The sequence below is a fragment of the Gordonia sp. NPDC062954 genome, assembly GCF_044543825.1.
In the GTDB taxonomy this organism is placed as follows: Bacteria; Actinomycetota; Actinomycetes; order Mycobacteriales; family Mycobacteriaceae; genus Gordonia; species Gordonia tangerina.
The window spans coordinates 90,728-105,830 of the sequence record NZ_JBITWL010000020.1 but is presented as its reverse complement, the minus strand read 5'-3'; the positions used below and the strand labels follow the sequence as shown (position 1 = coordinate 105,830).

Annotated in this window: 15 protein-coding genes and 4 pseudogenes; 11 read left to right on the top strand and 8 right to left on the bottom strand. The window is 65.6% G+C overall.

Annotated elements, in window-relative coordinates; translation table 11 throughout:
- A partial coding sequence (locus ACIGKQ_RS18385) for a hypothetical protein (RefSeq protein ID WP_396574629.1) occupies positions 1-220 on the top strand: 220 nt, incomplete at its 5' end.
- 140 nt (positions 221-360) lie between these two features.
- Here the strand turns inward: ACIGKQ_RS18385 and ACIGKQ_RS18380 are convergent.
- The 6 genes and pseudogenes from ACIGKQ_RS18380 to ACIGKQ_RS18355 all read right to left on the bottom strand — a co-directional run bounded on the left by ACIGKQ_RS18380 (position 361) and on the right by ACIGKQ_RS18355 (position 4,802).
- Entirely contained in the window at positions 361-1,344 is a 984-nt protein-coding gene (locus tag ACIGKQ_RS18380) for a hypothetical protein (RefSeq protein WP_396574628.1), read from the bottom strand.
- 117 nt (positions 1,345-1,461) lie between these two features.
- Positions 1,462-1,740 (bottom strand): hypothetical protein, encoded by a 279-nt coding sequence (locus ACIGKQ_RS18375; RefSeq protein ID WP_396574627.1) that lies wholly within the window; start codon positions 1,738-1,740, stop codon positions 1,462-1,464.
- Between the two features lie 43 nt (positions 1,741-1,783).
- Positions 1,784-2,075 (bottom strand): annotated as a pseudogene (locus ACIGKQ_RS18370) (type II toxin-antitoxin system RelE/ParE family toxin).
- Positions 2,072-2,347: a type II toxin-antitoxin system Phd/YefM family antitoxin gene (locus ACIGKQ_RS18365; protein WP_396574626.1), complete on the bottom strand. Its 276-nt coding sequence runs from the start codon at positions 2,345-2,347 to the stop codon at positions 2,072-2,074. Before ACIGKQ_RS18365 ends, ACIGKQ_RS18370 begins: the two are co-directional and overlap by 4 nt.
- Positions 2,348-2,512: 165 nt before the next feature.
- Entirely contained in the window at positions 2,513-4,048 is a 1,536-nt protein-coding gene (locus ACIGKQ_RS18360) for a long-chain fatty acid--CoA ligase (protein WP_055476452.1), read from the bottom strand.
- A 115-nt stretch (positions 4,049-4,163) separates the two neighbouring features.
- Positions 4,164-4,802, bottom strand: coding sequence for a TetR/AcrR family transcriptional regulator (locus ACIGKQ_RS18355; RefSeq protein WP_055476451.1), 639 nt, complete (start codon positions 4,800-4,802; stop codon positions 4,164-4,166).
- A gap of 98 nt (positions 4,803-4,900) precedes the next feature.
- Here ACIGKQ_RS18355 and ACIGKQ_RS18350 point away from each other — a divergent pair, with 98 nt between their 5' ends.
- The 9 genes and pseudogenes from ACIGKQ_RS18350 to ACIGKQ_RS18310 form a co-directional block, all read left to right on the top strand.
- Entirely contained in the window at positions 4,901-5,788 is an 888-nt protein-coding gene (locus ACIGKQ_RS18350; protein ID WP_055476450.1) for a CoA transferase, read from the top strand.
- Positions 5,789-5,811: 23 nt separating this feature from the next.
- A complete protein-coding gene (locus ACIGKQ_RS18345; RefSeq protein ID WP_055476449.1) occupies positions 5,812-7,017 on the top strand; it encodes a thiolase family protein in 1,206 nt (401 codons plus the stop codon).
- A 52-nt stretch (positions 7,018-7,069) separates the two neighbouring features.
- Complete coding sequence (locus ACIGKQ_RS18340) at positions 7,070-8,743, top strand: long-chain-fatty-acid--CoA ligase (RefSeq protein WP_006897082.1); 1,674 nt, start codon at positions 7,070-7,072, stop codon at positions 8,741-8,743.
- Positions 8,740-9,537, top strand: coding sequence for an enoyl-CoA hydratase/isomerase family protein (locus tag ACIGKQ_RS18335; protein ID WP_008382197.1), 798 nt, complete (start codon positions 8,740-8,742; stop codon positions 9,535-9,537). Before ACIGKQ_RS18340 ends, ACIGKQ_RS18335 begins: the two co-directional genes overlap by 4 nt.
- A 23-nt stretch (positions 9,538-9,560) precedes the next feature.
- Positions 9,561-10,724 carry an acyl-CoA dehydrogenase family protein gene (locus tag ACIGKQ_RS18330; RefSeq protein ID WP_008382198.1) on the top strand — a complete coding sequence of 388 codons (1,164 nt, stop codon included), beginning with the start codon at positions 9,561-9,563 and terminating at the stop codon, positions 10,722-10,724.
- Positions 10,721-11,206: a MaoC/PaaZ C-terminal domain-containing protein gene (locus ACIGKQ_RS18325; protein ID WP_055476448.1), complete on the top strand. Its 486-nt coding sequence runs from the start codon at positions 10,721-10,723 to the stop codon at positions 11,204-11,206. The genes ACIGKQ_RS18330 and ACIGKQ_RS18325 overlap by 4 nt, the downstream gene beginning before the upstream one ends.
- 521 nt (positions 11,207-11,727) lie before the next feature.
- Positions 11,728-12,015, top strand: coding sequence for a hypothetical protein (locus ACIGKQ_RS18320; protein WP_006897078.1), 288 nt, complete (start codon positions 11,728-11,730; stop codon positions 12,013-12,015).
- Positions 11,952-12,857, top strand: a complete 906-nt coding sequence (locus ACIGKQ_RS18315; protein WP_006897077.1) for a tyrosine-type recombinase/integrase — start codon at positions 11,952-11,954, stop codon at positions 12,855-12,857. The genes ACIGKQ_RS18320 and ACIGKQ_RS18315 overlap by 64 nt, the downstream gene beginning before the upstream one ends.
- A pseudogene (locus ACIGKQ_RS18310) lies at positions 12,854-13,087 on the top strand (helix-turn-helix domain-containing protein); the annotation flags it as partial. The gene ACIGKQ_RS18315 and the pseudogene ACIGKQ_RS18310, both read left to right, overlap by 4 nt.
- 527 nt (positions 13,088-13,614) lie before the next feature.
- On the opposite strand, the pseudogene ACIGKQ_RS18305 reads toward ACIGKQ_RS18310, so the two are convergent.
- Positions 13,615-13,836 (bottom strand): annotated as a pseudogene (locus ACIGKQ_RS18305) (ATP-binding protein); the annotation flags it as partial.
- A 17-nt stretch (positions 13,837-13,853) separates the two neighbouring features.
- Here ACIGKQ_RS18305 and ACIGKQ_RS18300 point away from each other — a divergent pair.
- Positions 13,854-14,078: pseudogene (locus tag ACIGKQ_RS18300) on the top strand (IclR family transcriptional regulator C-terminal domain-containing protein); the annotation flags it as partial.
- 31 nt (positions 14,079-14,109) lie between these two features.
- Here the strand turns inward: ACIGKQ_RS18300 and ACIGKQ_RS18295 are convergent.
- Positions 14,110-15,024 carry a LysR family transcriptional regulator gene (locus ACIGKQ_RS18295; protein ID WP_006897072.1) on the bottom strand — a complete coding sequence of 305 codons (915 nt, stop codon included), beginning with the start codon at positions 15,022-15,024 and terminating at the stop codon, positions 14,110-14,112.
- Positions 15,025-15,103: the final 79 nt, after the last annotated feature.

The window sequence follows — 15,103 nt, the reverse complement described above, 5'->3', positions numbered from 1 at the left end:
TTGCTACCTGCCATGTCGTCGTCGATTCTTCCTGCCCAAACACTCGGGCAACAGAGTCGCACAACAACTGGACCACTACGAAGGGCCCACCTCACCCCTCCACGCGATGGAAGGCGATGAACATCAATGGGCAAACACCGACCGTTGGATGGCGCGCGAGTTGCCGCGCATGGATGGCGCATGGGCATTCGGGATCGAGGCGACGATCTGCGTGCGGTAGGCCTCGGCCTTCGTACGCTGCACCAGTCTCGTGGTGGGGTGACCCAGGCAGAGACCGCTACCGAGAAACTCGGACCGAGCTTTGCCCAACAGCGATCACAATGACCTCGACCGGCGTACGTCAGATACGTTCAGCCCCAGTCATAGCGATGCCTTATGCCATTGCTGCATGAGGCTTGCTGCGCGACGGGCTAGATCAGGAAGTCCGTCCTGGTCAACAGGCTCGGACTTCGGTCCGATCGACCAGTCCCAGTAGCCGCGGGCGATCCATGAGGTCCCCGGAAGGAACTTGGACACAAGCGCTGATTTGTTCTTGCCGAGTCCACTGCGGCCGTTTCCAGAACGTCCTTTGCGAATTCCGAACCTCTCGACGTTGTTTGCTAGAACGTCGTCGCGTAGACGTTCGAGATGGATCACCCAGGCGGGCGGGCCGAGGGTCTCATCAGCGGGGGCGAAGTCTTCGATCGTCGGCTTGGTCTGAATCCCGACTTGATACTCGAACTTAAGGTCGTCGGCGGTTTCGGGCATGCTCCGGCCGACCACCTGAATCTGACCGCGCAGTTCTCGCCCATCGCTCAGGTCCGGACTGACGATGGTGATGGCCGGCATTCCGCTACCCCCACGACCGACACCGACGAACCACCCATCGCCCAGCAGCTTTCGAATCGACGGTGTCAGACTTCTGAGCACACGCTCGACGGCGACCTTCTGCGGAGGAAGGGCGTCAATATCAGCCATGGTCACCCGCGATCCCGGAAAGCAATCAATAGCCTCTTTCCAGGTGATCACGCCCCGCACCTGGTCGGCATGATCACCAGCATCGACCCGATCCAGCACTAGCAGGAACAAGTCGTCGACTGCACGCTTCTCGGCCTCGATCTGCTCGTCAGTGACTTGGTGATCCAGCTTGGCCTCGACCCCAACTGTTCGCCCGCCGACCAGTTCCATGACGATGTCGATGTTTGCTGTCCCCTCGCACCGAACACGGTCGACAGGCGCACCGGAGAGAGCAGCGACTTCGCCCCGTTCAGCGAGAAGAGCGAGAAATTCACCGGGGGCGTGACGGATCTCGGCCGCGAGGGCACGGGTGAGCATCGGCTCGCTCGTGAAGATCAAACCGTCCATCGTGATCTCCCCACCCTCTGTCTCCTGCCACCCGAGCTGACGCCCGAAACGGTAGTACTCGCCGTCGCCAGCTGTCGGCTTATGGCCCAATGGCCCTGAGTCGAGGATCTACTAAGTCTAGCGGTCTATGTAGAGGCGTGCTGCGTGTCGTTTGGCGGCGGCTTGGTGTTCTTCGGCGGCGCGGAGTGTGTTGCGAAGGGATGCGAGGGCTTCGGTGATGCTGGCGATGGCTTCGGCGGGCGTGGTGGGTGCGCCGAGGGTATCGACGGCCAGATCGTCGCGGTGGGCGAGGTCACGGAAGTTGCGCTCGATGTCGAGGGCCTGGCGTTGCAACGCGATGATGGGGTCGTAGAGCTGGTCGACAGCCTGGTCGAGCGTGTTCCCGGGGTCGTTCACGACATTCTTCTCCTTCGTCCAGGTGGAGCAGTCCCACTGGCAGCTAGGTGCGGTAGGCATGGGCTCGGTGGTTGATTCTGACGATGACGATGGTGTGGTTGGGGTCATCGATGCGCAGCAGGGATCCGGTAATCGCCGCGGCGGGCGCTGTGCAGGCCGACGAGGTCGTCGCGCAGTGGCTTGCTGAGCCGGCTCGGGTTGCCGGCGAGGGGTCCGGAGGTGAATTCGATGACGGCGTGGACGATCCGAGGTGGGAGGCGTTGGAGGTCGCGGCGGGCTGGGGAGGCGACTTCGACCTGGTACGGGTCGGGCGAGGACGTTGGCTCGTCGCTCATTTCGGTGGCATGCCGTGTTCAGCGCGCAGATCGTTGATGGACACCGTCTCACCGGCTGCGTACTCGGCGTCTGCGGTAGCGACATCGTCGCGGACGCCGACGCGTGAGAGCCAGTAGATCGTCTCGTGCAGCGATTCGAGGTCGTCGGCCGACATCAGCACCGCGGCGGGTTTGCCGTGCTTGGTGATCGTGATGATGTCGTGGGTGGTCTCGGCGCTGTCGATGAGGGCTGAGAGCTTGTCCTTGGCCTCGCCGAGTGGCACTGTCGTCATGGCTACAGTTTAGCCGTGATACACGCTTTTAACTAGCCATAAGTTTAGCCGATAATAGTAATTATGTAAAGTAGGCGATGCCGAGTATCCCGCGAACTCGACCTCTCCCAGAGCGGGCCAAATGGCAGGTGGCTTGGTAGAGGAGCCTAACGAGCTATCCGATTGTTAGCTGGTGGCGACTGTGCCTTCCGTGATTGCATCACGCAGCACGTGCTTGAGAATCTTCCCCGAGGGGTTACGGGGAATGGGCCGGGTGATGAGCTCGCGCGGAAGCTTGTAACCCGCAATGAACTGGGATCCGTACTCGCGGAGCGACTCCAAGGTGACCTCGCGGCCCTCGACCGGGGTGACGACGGCGATGAGGCTCTCCCCGAGCATCTCGTCCGGCCGCCCGACGACCGCCACATCGGCCACGTCCGGGTGGCCGGCGAGGGCCTGTTCGACCTCCACCGAGTACACGTTGCGCCCGCCCGTGATGATCATGTCCTTCATCCGATCAACGATCGTGATAAACCCGTCGGCGTCCCGGACCGCCACGTCGCCGCTGTGCAGCCAGCCGTCGCGGAGCGCATCGGCGGTGGCCTCGGGCTTGTTCCAGTAGCCCTTCATGATGGTCTCGCCTCGGTAAATGATCTCCCCGGGCTCGCCGACCGCGGTGTCGTTGCCCTCGTCGTCGACGATCCGCGTCTCGGCGTTAGTGATGGACGCCCGTCCGGTGGCATCTGGGCGGGCGCGTACTTCGTCCGGAGTGAGGAAGATGCCGGTCGGGCCGCCTTCGGTTTGGCCGCACAGCTGGAAGAACTGCACGTGCGGCAGGGTGGCGAGCAAGCTGGTCGCCGCGCTCGGCGGCATTGGTGCGGCGCCGAAGAAGCCCAGCCGCCACGCGGACAGATCGCGCGTGCCGAGCTCGGGGTGCTGCAGCAGTATCTGGTACATGGTGGGCACGCCCAGGAACACGGTGATGCGGTGCTTCTCCAGCGCATCCAGGACCGCCTTGGGCTCGAACGCTGGCAGCACCACGTGAGTGGTGCCCAGGCTGAACCCTGACATAACGAACAGGACCAGCTCCGCGCAGTGGTACATCGGCGCGACGTGCAGATTCCGGTCGAAGATATTCATACCGAGTGCGGAAACCGAGTTCCCCACCCACAGCATGCGGTGATGGTCGAACAACGCTCCCTTGGGACGCCCGGTCGTGCCCGAGGTGTAGAGGATAATGCAGTCGTCGTCCTCGATGACCTCCACTTCCGGCGCGGTGGTCGGCATGGTGTCTGCGAGCCGCGCGATGCCCTGCGCGGCGGGCTCGTCCAGCACCAGACTTTGCGGCGCGGACGGCAGCGGATCGAGTTCGTCGAGGCCGGCCACCACCACCGCGAGCCCCTCGGAGTACAGCAGCACCGTCGCACCGGAGTCCTCGAGCAGGTAGCGAAGTTCGCGGGCCGGCACGCGAGGGTTGAGAGGCACGGCGACGGCCCCCAGTCGGAACGCTCCGTACAGGCCCAGGATGTACGCGTCGGAGTTCGGACTCAGCAGTGCCACCCTGTCGCCCTTGCCGACTCCGAGCGACGCCAACGCGTGCGCATACTGATTGATCCGGGCCGCGAGCTGCTCGTACGAGTAGGTGCTCTCGCCGAAGATCAGTGCGGTCTTGTCCGGGTGCCGGCGGGCATTGAGCGCGAGGGCGCCTCCGAGAGTGGCCATGGTGACTCCTGAGGTGTCGATGACTCCGGGATCGGGTATGTGACCCCGGACACAGCAGGAACAGTAACCGCCAGCGTGATGCTTGTACAGATGTTCAGTGAAAGTGAAACTCGGGTCAGGTGGCTGACCCGTGGGAACGATCGACAGCTCCTCCCCCGGACACGCTCACGCCGAGTTCGGGCTTGCTGTGCCCCTCGGTGTGGGTGAAGGTCCCGAGGTGGGTCCAGACGGCATCCACCAGCGGCTGCAGGAACAGTCGGCCCATCTGGTTGATGATCACGTCGACCACCTGGACGGAGTCGGCGCGACCTCGCGAGGCCGCGCCGGTCTCGCGCATCGCAACGACCTCCCGGTGGGTGAGTTCGGTGAGCCGCTCCAGCAGTTGCCCCCGCTGGCCGCCGGGTTCGAGTAGCGCCCGGCGGAGGTAGTTGACCACCTCCGGGTTTCTGAACAGCATTTCCGCGACGGATTCATTCCGGACGCGAGCGATTTCTTCGCCGGCCCCGTCGGTCGGCGCCGAAGCAAGGGCCGACGCAAAACGCTCCACGACGATCTGCTCCACGGCCTCGCGGAGGCCGTCTTTGGACCCGTAGTGATGGACCACCAGCCCGACAGTCACCCCGGCGGCGGCCGCGACCGCCCGCATCGGTGTGCGGTCCTCGCCGTTGGCCGCGTAAAGCTCGAGAGCGGCGTTGCGGATTCGCGCTTTGGCGGTGAGATCTTGGTCGCCGGAGTGCTGGGCGGGGCGGTCCACGCGGTCTCCCTTCGGTCGACAAACGAGTCTACGGGGACGCGCCAATCGCTAAAGCTATACAGTGGCTAAGTTTACTGACTACTTGTATAGTCGCTGGAATGAGTCTTCGATCGCTCCGACCCCTGGCCGGCATACAGGTCGTCTCTTTGGCTACCAACCTGCCCGGTCCGCTGGCCGTGGCAGGCCTTCGTGACCTCGGCGCAGCGGTGATCAAAGTGGAGCCGCCGGTGGGTGACGCCTTGGCCGTGGCCGCGCCCTCCTGGTACGCAGAACTGACACAGGGGGTGGAGGTTCGTCGGGCCGACCTCAAGAGTCGTAGCGGCCTGGAGGAGCTGACCAGGCTGCTCGATACGGCGGACGTGTTGGTGACCGCCATGCGCCCGTCAGCGTTCTGCCGACTCGGCCTCGGCGATCTCAGCGACCGCTACCCGCGGTTGTGCCATGTGGAGATCGTGGGCTACGACGGCGCCGACGAGGAGGTCGCGGGCCACGACCTGACCTATCAGGCGAGATACGGCACCATCCGGCCGCCGCACCTGCCGCTGGTCCCGGTCGCCGACACCGTCGGTGGGGAGCGGGCCATCTCGGCCGCCCTGGCACTGCTGCTGGCGCGGGGACAGCACGACTCCGGTGGACATCAACGCATCACTCTCGACGCGGCCGCGTACGACTCCGCGGCTGCCCTCCGGCACGGCCTGTTTGGCAATGGAGCACCACTGGGCGGGGCTCTGCCCTCCTACAACATCTATGCCACCGCCGACGGCCATATCGCCCTGGGGGCACTCGAGCCGCACTTCGAGGCCCGCACCAGAGAGGTACTCGATTGCGACGGCACATCCGCCGCCTACACCCGCGCCTTCGCCGCGCGCACCACGGCCCACTGGGAGGATCTGGCCGCGCGCCACGACATCCCGCTCAGCGCCGTTCGCGATGCCCACCCGGCCACAGCGCAGACCACTCACGCGCTCACGGCGACTACCGCCTGACCACCTTGAGGAAGGACCCAGTCATGACCGACTCCCCCCAGCCCCGTAGTTCCCGAGCCACCCGCGAGGCGGTGATCGTCGATGCCGTCCGGACCCCGGTCGGCAAGCGCGGCGGGGCGCTGGCCGCCTGGCATCCCGCCGATCTGCTGGGGGCCACCCTCAGTGAACTGGTTCGCCGCAGTGATGTGGCGCCGGAGAAAATCGACGACGTGATCGCTGGCTGTGTGATGACGCACGACCAGCAGAGCTCCAACATCGCCCGCCATGCTGTACTCTCCTCCGGCCTGCCCGATTCGGTGCCGGCCGTGACCGTGGACCGACAGTGCGGCTCGGGGCAGCAAGCTGTCGCATTTGCCGCCCACGGTGTGGAGGCGGGGTCCTACGACCTCGCCATCGCATGCGGCGTGGAGTCGATGTCACAGGTGGCGCTGCCATCCTCACTACAACCCGGCGCCCCGCTCGGCCCGCAGTACTCCCCCCGGGAGCTGGCCCGCTACGACGGCGGACTGCTGGTGCAGGGCCCGTCCAGTGAGCTGATGAACACCCGCTTCGACCTCAGCCGGGAGGAACTCGACGCGTTCAGCCGCCGGAGCCATGAGCGGGCGCTGGCTGCCACCCGCGACGGCCGCTTCGAGACCCAGCTGGTTCCGTTGCGCCGCGACCCGCTCGATGACTCCAGCGAGCCCGTGACCGCGGATGAGGGGATCCGGGCCGAGCTCGACCCGGAGAAGATGGCGTCCCTGCGGGCGGTGTTCGCCGAGGACGGCAAGACCACCGCAGCCAACTCCTCCCAGCTCAGCGACGGTGCCGCCGCACTACTCATCGCCGACCGTGAGTTCGCCGAGGCCCACGGGCTCACCCCCCGCGCCCGCTTCGTGGTCCACGCGGTCGCCGCGGCCGATCCGATCATCCAGTTCACCGCGATCCTCGAGTCCACCCGCAAGGCCCTGGTCCGGTCGGGGCTCACGGTGGACGATATCGACCTGTTCGAGGTCAACGAAGCGTTCGCGGGAGTACCGCTGATGTTCCAAAAAGAGTTCGGCGTCCCCGACGACAAACTCAACGTCAACGGCGGCTCGGTGGCCGTGGGCCATCCCCTCGGATCCACCGGCGCCCGCATGATGACGGACCTGCTGACCGAGCTCGAACGCACCGGCAGCCGATACGGGCTACAGACCATCTGCGAAGCCCACGGCACCGCTAACACCACCATCATCGAACGCCTCTGACGAGCCCCCTCCGTCCCAGCCACCGTCCCAACCCCACTTCAGGAGCACCAACATGACGTCCCACCCCATCGTCACCGGTCTGCCGTCGACACACGGTGACAGTTACCAGCTCAACACCACCACCCTGCTGCGGCACTCCGCCCGGACCTACCCCGAGCAGGAGATCGTATTCCGCACCATCGACGGGGGCTGGGACCGCTACACCTACGCAGACATGTTCGAGCGGGTCGGGAAGTCAGCCCACGCGCTCACCGGGCTGGGGGCCGGCCCCGGAACGGTGGTGGGAATCCTGGATTGGAACTCCAAACGCCATATGGAGCTGTACTGGGCGATTCCCGGTATCGCATCGGTGATGCTGCAGATGAACCTGCGGCTCGCCCCGGTGGACCTGGCCTATGTCACCGACCACGCCGAAGCCTCGATCGTGCTGGTCGACGAGTCCCTGCTGCCCGTGGCCGAGGCGCTGGTCGAGCAGGGCGTCGGGGTGAAGACCTGGGTGGTCATGACGGACAAGCCACTCTCGGAGATCTCCACCACCCTGCCCGGGGTCGTCCACTGGGAAGACGCGCTGACGGCCGCGGAATCGACCTTCGACTGGCCGATGATCGACGAAACCTCGGCGTACAGCGCGTGCTACACCACCGGCACCACCGGCCGCCCCAAGGGCGTGTACTACTCCCATCGCGGGATCTACCTCCACACTCTTGCCGAGGCAGCGCAGTTGAAGATGGGCGACGACGACACCGTCATGGTCATCACCCCGATGTTCCACGGCCAGGGCTGGGGACTGCCGCAGTCGGCCATCTACTCGGCCGCCAAGGTCGTGCTGCCCGGACGGTATACGGCCGAGGACACCTCTGTGCTGGTTGACGCGATGATCTCCGAGTCCGTCACCGTAGCCAACGGTGCCCCCGCGATCTTCGAGCCGATGCTCGACTACATCCGCACACTCAAGACGCGCCCGGACTTCAGCCGCGCCCGTCTGCTGTCCGGGGCGACCGAACCGTCGTTGACGCTCATGCGCGGCTTCCATGACCTCACCGGCGCCGACATCATCCACGCCTACGGCGCCACGGAGACCACTCCGCTGGTCACCGTCAACGCAGGCCTGAAGCACACGCTGCGGGACGTGCTCAGTGAGAAGGAGAAGTGGGATCTCAAGCGGGCCCAGGGTCTGCTGGTCAACGGGATCGACATCAAGGTCGTCGGACCGGACGGAACCGAACTACCCCACGACGGTGTCTCCCAGGGCGAGGTGCTCATGCGCGGCCCGTGGATCATCGAGCGCTACCACAAGATGGAAGACAAAGGCGGCGCGTTCGCCGATGGGTGGTGGCGCAGCGGCGATGCCGGCACGATCCGCCCCGACGGCTACCTCAAGCTGACCGACCGCATCAAGGACGTGGTCAAAAGCGGCGGCGAATGGATCTCCTCGATCGACATGGAAAACGCGATCGTCGCCCACCCACAGGTCCGCGAAGCCGCCGTGGTGGGGATCGAGCATCCCAAGTGGCAAGAGCGCCCGGTTGCGATCGTCGTCCAAGAAGACGGTGCCGATCTTGACGTCGACGACATCCACGCCGTGTTGGAAGACAAGTTCGCCAAGTGGCAACTGCCCGACATCGTCATCTTCGCCGACGCGCTGCCGCGCACCAGCGTCGGCAAGTTGGACAAAAAGACGCTACGCACCGACCACGCCGATCTCTACCGGGGAGCCGAGGAATGAACAACCGGAGCGGACACGATGATGTGGTGCGCAGCGAACGACGCGGAGCCGTCGCGATCCTGCGCATCAACCGACCCGAGGCCCGGAATGCACTGAACGCCGCGGTGTTCGCAGCCTTGAACGGGCACCTAGCCGAGCTGCGGACCGATGACTCCGTGCGCGCCATAGTTTTGGCCGGCGCGAGCGGCGTGTTCTGCGCTGGAGCAGACATCACCGCGTTCGACGCCCTGCGGGCCGATCCGTTGATCGGGCAGCGGCGGGCCTCCGGGGGGACTCTATGGGCCGACCTGGAGAACTTCCCCAAACCGGTGATCGCAGCCGTCGAGGGCCTGGCCCTGGGGGGCGGGCTCGAACTCGTCCTGGCCTGCGACACCAGCATCGTCGGCCAGGGTGCCCGCCTTGGATTACCCGAGGTCAAGCTCGGCGTCATCCCCGGCGGCGGCGGCACCCAACGACTCATCCGGGCGCTCGGCAAACCTCGCGCCATGGCACTGCTGCTCAGCGGCGACCTGGTCACCGGGACCGAGGCCGCCACCCTCGGCCTGGTGGGAAAGGTGGTCGACGACGACGAGGTCGTCGAACAGGCGATCGCCCTGGCGCAGCGGATCTCGGCTAATTCCCCGCTGGCCGTGGCCCTGGCCAAAGACGCCGCCCTGGCCGCGCAGACCGGGTCGATAGCCGCAGGGCTCGAGCACGAAAAGCGCAACTTCGTCTATTCACTCGCCTCAGACGACAGCCACGAGGGCCAGGCCGCCTTCGTGGCCAAGCGTTCGCCGAACTTCACCGGCCGCTGACCCGGCCCGACAAGGACAAGATCATGACCACCACCCTGTTCCCCGACCACCGCCCCACCTGGCAAACCGAGTCCCACGAGTTGCTACGGGACCACGCCCGCGCCTTCTTCGCCAGAGAAGTCACCCCCCGCCAGGCGGACTGGGCCCGGCAGGGCCACGTCGACCGCGAACTCTGGAACAGAGCCGGAGCGGCAGGCCTACTGCTCACCGACATCGCCGAAAAGGACGGCGGCGGGGGAGGCGACTTCGGCCACGAGGCTGTAGTGGCCCAGGAACTGGCGTACGCGCACGACAGCGCGTTCGGCTTCACCGTGCACTCCACGATCGTCAGCCACTACATCAACGCCTACGGGACCGAGGAGCAAAAGCGCCGCTGGCTACCCGGGCTCGCCTCCGGCGAGAAAGTGGTGGCCGTCGCCATGACCGAGCCTGGTACCGGCTCAGACCTGCAGAACGTCAAGACCACAGCGATCCGCGACGGCGACCACTACGTGGTCAACGGCGCCAAGACCTTCATCTCCAACGGCACCCACTGCGACTTGGTTGTCATCGTGGCCAAGACCGATCCAGCGGCCGGCGGCAAGGGCATCTCCCTACTAGTCGCCGAGGTCGACAATAACGTCGCGGGCTTCTCCCGCGGCGCCGTCCTCGAGAAGATCGGCATGCACGGATGGGACACCCGCGAACTCTTCTTTGACGACATGCGGGTACCGGTGGAGAACATCCTTGGCGAGGAGGGCTCCGGCTTCGCCGAACTCATGACCCAGTTGCCGCGGGAGCGACTCATCATCGGAGTCGCCGGCGTGGCAGTGGCCGAGGCCGCGGTGATCGAGACCATCCGGTACGTCAAAGAGCGCGATGCGTTCGGCAAGAAACTCCTGGACTTCCAGAACACCCAGTTCGTACTAGCCGAGTGCAAGGCCGACGTCTACGCCGGCAAGGCGCTGATCGACGACGGCATCCGCCGCCAGATCGACGGCACCCTCGACGCCGCCGGCGCCTCGATGATCAAGCTGTGGGCCACCGACATGCAGTGCCGCGTGGTGGACAAGTGCCTACAGCTGTTCGGTGGCTACGGCTACATGATGGAGTACCCCATCGCCCAGATGTACACCGCCTCCCGCGTGCAGCGGATCTACGGCGGCACCAACGAGATCATGAAGCTGCTCGTAGCCAGGTCGCTGTGAACGCCACTCCCCCAAGTCCGTCCGTCTACGCCGAAGACTTCACCCCGGGCCAGATCCTCGAACTGGGCGATCACACCGTCTCCAAGGCCGAACTGGTGGATTTCGCCACACGCTGGGACGCACAGTGGTTTCACATCGATGAGGAAGCGGCCGATCAGGGACACTTCCGCGGACTCATCGCCAGCGGGGTACACACCATCGCCATCGCTCAACGGCTGCTCACACAAACAGTGCTCAACCAATGGGCAGTGATCGCCGGGCTCGGATTCGACCGGGTCCGGTTCCCGGTGCCCGTCCGACCCGGGAACGTTCTCACCGGAACCGTCCGGATTGCCGAGGTCACTCTCGACGGAACACGCGGGCGAGTGAAGATGGAGATGCGGCTGACCGATCAGGACGACCACACCGTCCTCTACGCCGAACTGACCATCGTCATGTGGCAAAGAGAGCAGGCCACGACACCGTCCGGAGGCTTCAACTGACACACGGCAGGACGTCACCAGAAAGAGCCACGGTCCCGCCCTACATCGACGAAGCGACCTTCATCTCGTATCCGCAAGTCAGCGTGGGACGTGACGACCCCACCTCACGACGGTGGCTCAAGGTAGTCAAACCCCCGTCCGAGCGCGTCCGCTAGCTAGCGATCGATTTCGCGACACTCACAGAACCAGTCGTTTCCGCAGGGCAGCAGTGTCCGAAAACTCGTGTCGCCTTGCCACCCACATCGAGCACCGGTAACCAGACGTTATGACAAGTAGCGGGTGCTGAGTTGTAAGTTCTGCGAACTCGACACCTCCCGGACATTCTCTCGCCCGCCCTGTCCGGCACCCCGACTGACCTGCACGTCGTCACGTGACGGACCGCTTCCCGGGGCCGCCTCTGAGTGCAGTGGCCCAACCTCCGCGGACTGACTGGCAATGCCGCTACCTGCGACCTCTTGTGTTGATTCGCGCAAAGTGCGATACTTTCGCATATATCGCGAACCATGTTTGGGTGGTGCGAGATGGCAGATCAGGATCCTCCGCCGGGGTCGGCGCGGCTGCAATTGGCCGACGGCATCGCTGTCCTGCGGCCGGAAGCCGCGGTGTTCGAGGCGATGGTCACCGGGTGGTCGCACCAGCAGATGGCCCGGAACCTGTCCGTTGGCACGATCGCGGCCCAGGTCGCCACGATCCGGCGGTTCCAGGACTTCTGCGGTGTCGCCGGCCCCTGGCACTGGACGCCCCGATGGTCGATGACTGGTTCACCGAACTGCGCGGGGTCCACGGCCTGGCCCTGGGCACGGTGCTGAGCTACCAGGGTGCACTGCGGCATTTCATGGACTACCTGCTCGATCCGGCCTACGAGTGGACCCAGCAATGCCAGGACCGATTCGACACGCATCCGATACAGATCATCACCGAGGCCAACTCGGCCCGCCACACCTACGAGGGCCCCGACAATCCACTCAAACGGGCCTACACCACCGATGAACTGCAGGACCTTTGCGATTTCGCGGACGATCAGGTCAACCACCGTTTCGAGGCTGGCTCGAAGGGCGCGATGGTGGCCCTGCGGACCGCGACGATCATCAAGGTCGCCTACGCGTGGGGCCTGCGTCGCAACGAAGTCCGCATGCTGGATCTGACAGACTTCGGACCGAACCCTCGAGCACCACAGTTCGGCCAGTTCGGGTTCTGCTACGTCCGCCACGGCAAACCCGGCAAGGGATCTGCGGCCAAGCGGCGTGGCGTCCTGACGGTCCCGGAGACCGCCTGGGCGATCGACTGCCTCAAACGATGGATCGACCAGGGCCGCACCACCTTTGACCACCCGGTCGGGACCGCATTGTTCCCGACCGAGCGATCCGAGCGCATCTCGAACGGCGCGTTGTCCCATAGCTTCGCCGACCTCTGCGACACCGCCGGCCTGACCGATCCCGGACTGGATTTTCACTCCCTGCGCCGCAGCTACGTCACGCTGCTGGTCGAGTCCGGATACGACACCCGCTTCATCCAGGAACAAGTCGGACACAAGTACGCCTCAACCACCTCGCTCTACACCTTCGTCTCCCCCGACTACCGCAGCCGTGTCGTGGCCGCCGCACTTCGCGCCGCGGCCAAACGCCTGCCCGAAAGGACCGACCAGCAATGAAACACCGGATCGCCTACCAGTGGCGACTACGCCAGGTCATGACCGACCGAGATATGCACACCCTGTCCGACCTGATCACGCCATTGCACGACGTGGGAATCGAACTCTCCGCCTCCCAGCTCTACCGCCTCCTGGGACGCACCCCTGAGCGACTGCCCCTGGCCCTACTCGGAGCGCTGTGCCACGTCCTGGACTGCACCGTCGAAGACCTCTGCGTCTTCCACGTCGACACCTCCCCCTCCAGACGCACCGCCACAGCCACCGACGCCTCCCCCGCAACCGACGTGCCACTGCGACCGAAGCGGGCACACATCCACCGACCCGGACCGACGGCGTAGACCCCCAGGCAGGCGGCGGACACATGGCTGACACATCGAAGTACCACTGCACACGGTGCAACGACGAGCAGCAGCATCGCGGAGTGCGCTGGCCCGAGGGCTTCGTCTGCCGCCGCTGCTACCAACAGGCCACCCGCCGACGCGGCACCTGCCCCCGCTGCCAACGCCCGGATCGACTGCTGCCTGGCCTCGCCAACGACCAGCCCATCTGCACTGACTGTGCCGGAATCGACGACCCCCGACTGACCTGCACCCGCTGCGGAGACCAGGACGAACCCCACCGCCGAGGACTGTGCGCACGATGCTGCCTCACCGACGACCTGACCGCTGAAGTGCCCCGGGTTTGATGGAGACATCGATTACCCGGGGCACTTCAATGGGATCTGCCCAGAAGTTGGCCATCTCGGGTTTTCGGGTTGTCAGGACAAGGGCTTCACTCCCTGGCCTGCGAGTGCTTCGGAGAGGCGGACGGAGTCGCCGCTGGTCTGGCAGACGTGGGCGCGGTGCAGTAGCCGATCCACTGTCGCGGTGGCGATGGTCTTGGGCATGAGTTCGTCGAAACCGGCCGGGTGCAGGTTCGAGCTGATCGCGATGGCACGTTTCTCGTAGGCGGCGTCCACCAGGCGGTAAAGCCCATTCGCTAGGCACCCGGACCGAACTTCTCGACGCGGTGCGCACGATCCGTTCCCGGGGGTTCGCGTCGAGCAAGGAGGAGAGCGAGGAGGATGTCGCCTCCCTCGCCGTCGCACTGGCCTCGACCCGCTCTCCGCGGTTGGCTGTCAAGGCCTCGCTGCCGCTCAGTCGCATGAGCTCGGCGACCGAGCAGGACATCCTCACTCGGCTGGTAGCTGCGGCGGAGGAGATCGACCATCTCCTGCTCTGATCGGCGTGGTCAGGCCGAAGTCGGCTGGGCCTCAGGCTGGACTGGGCTGCCCGCCGTCCCGGTCCAGCCGGTTGCCGGTCCCCTGGACGTGGCGCACGAAGGACCGTACCGCCGGGGCGATGCCTCCTTCGCGTGACCAGTAGATCCACAGCGGGGCGCTCATCGGGGTGTGCTCGTCGACCAGCACTGGCCATCTGGCCGAGTCGTCGGCACTGAGGTTGTCGTCGGCGATGACGGCCACGCCCAGCCCTGCCCGGGCGAGCGCAACGATGGTGGTGGCGTTGACGCTCTCCGACGTGATGTCGAGCCCGAAGCCCCCTGCCCGCAGCGCCGGCTCCAGCAGGCGCCGGGTGAGGCTATCGGCGTGCCCGGTGAGCACCGGCTGGCCACGCAATTCAGCGACCAAGACGTGGCTCCGGCCCCGCCACGGGTGGTCGTCGGAGGTCACCACCGCCAGCCGCACGTCGCCGAGCTGGTGGCCCGCAAGACGCTGGTCGGCCTGCCCGAGGCCCGTCACGAGATCGACGTCCCCGTTAAGCACCTGTTCGATCGCGGGCAGGCCCGAGTACTCGTGGACGGCGACGTGGATAGCGGGATGCGCCGACCGGAAGGTGCCGATCAGGGGCGCGAGGAACCGTGACACGTGCGGATATGCGCAGGCCACCGTGACGACGCCCGCTCGACCGCGAGCGAGTTCGTGGGCAAACTGGGAGACCGACTCCGCTCGATTCAGCAGGTAATGGGCGCGGGGCAGCAATTGATTCCCGGCACCGGTGAGCTGTACTCCGCGGCCGGACCTCTCGAAGAGGGCGATGCCCAGCTCCGCCTCCAGCGCCTTGATCGAACGCCACAGCGAGGGCTGCGGCACATCGAGGGTGGCGGCGGCGCGGAGGAACGACCCCTCGCGGGCCACCGCAACGAGATACCTGAGTTGACGCAGCTCCACGCACGGCTCCTAGTTTCACCAGTGAATAGCTCGATACCAAAATAGCCCATAGACAGCCTGTGATGAAGGTCATACTCTT

Bases quoted from the DNA above. Each gene is read 5' to 3' on its own strand.
- ACIGKQ_RS18365 (WP_396574626.1), bottom strand. From the start codon at position 2,347: ATGACGACAGTGCCACTCGGCGAGGCCAAGGACAAGCTCTCAGCCCTC.
- ACIGKQ_RS18335 (WP_008382197.1), top strand. From the start codon at position 8,740: ATGAACAACCGGAGCGGACACGATGATGTGGTGCGCAGCGAACGACGC.
- ACIGKQ_RS18320 (WP_006897078.1), top strand. From the start codon at position 11,728: ATGGCAGATCAGGATCCTCCGCCGGGGTCGGCGCGGCTGCAATTGGCC.
- ACIGKQ_RS18330 (WP_008382198.1), top strand. From the start codon at position 9,561: ATGACCACCACCCTGTTCCCCGACCACCGCCCCACCTGGCAAACCGAG.
- ACIGKQ_RS18360 (WP_055476452.1), bottom strand. From the start codon at position 4,048: ATGGCCACTCTCGGAGGCGCCCTCGCGCTCAATGCCCGCCGGCACCCG.
- ACIGKQ_RS18340 (WP_006897082.1), top strand. From the start codon at position 7,070: ATGACGTCCCACCCCATCGTCACCGGTCTGCCGTCGACACACGGTGAC.
- ACIGKQ_RS18345 (WP_055476449.1), top strand. From the start codon at position 5,812: ATGACCGACTCCCCCCAGCCCCGTAGTTCCCGAGCCACCCGCGAGGCG.
- ACIGKQ_RS18380 (WP_396574628.1), bottom strand. From the start codon at position 1,344: ATGGACGGTTTGATCTTCACGAGCGAGCCGATGCTCACCCGTGCCCTC.
- ACIGKQ_RS18350 (WP_055476450.1), top strand. From the start codon at position 4,901: ATGAGTCTTCGATCGCTCCGACCCCTGGCCGGCATACAGGTCGTCTCT.
- ACIGKQ_RS18315 (WP_006897077.1), top strand. From the start codon at position 11,952: ATGGTCGATGACTGGTTCACCGAACTGCGCGGGGTCCACGGCCTGGCC.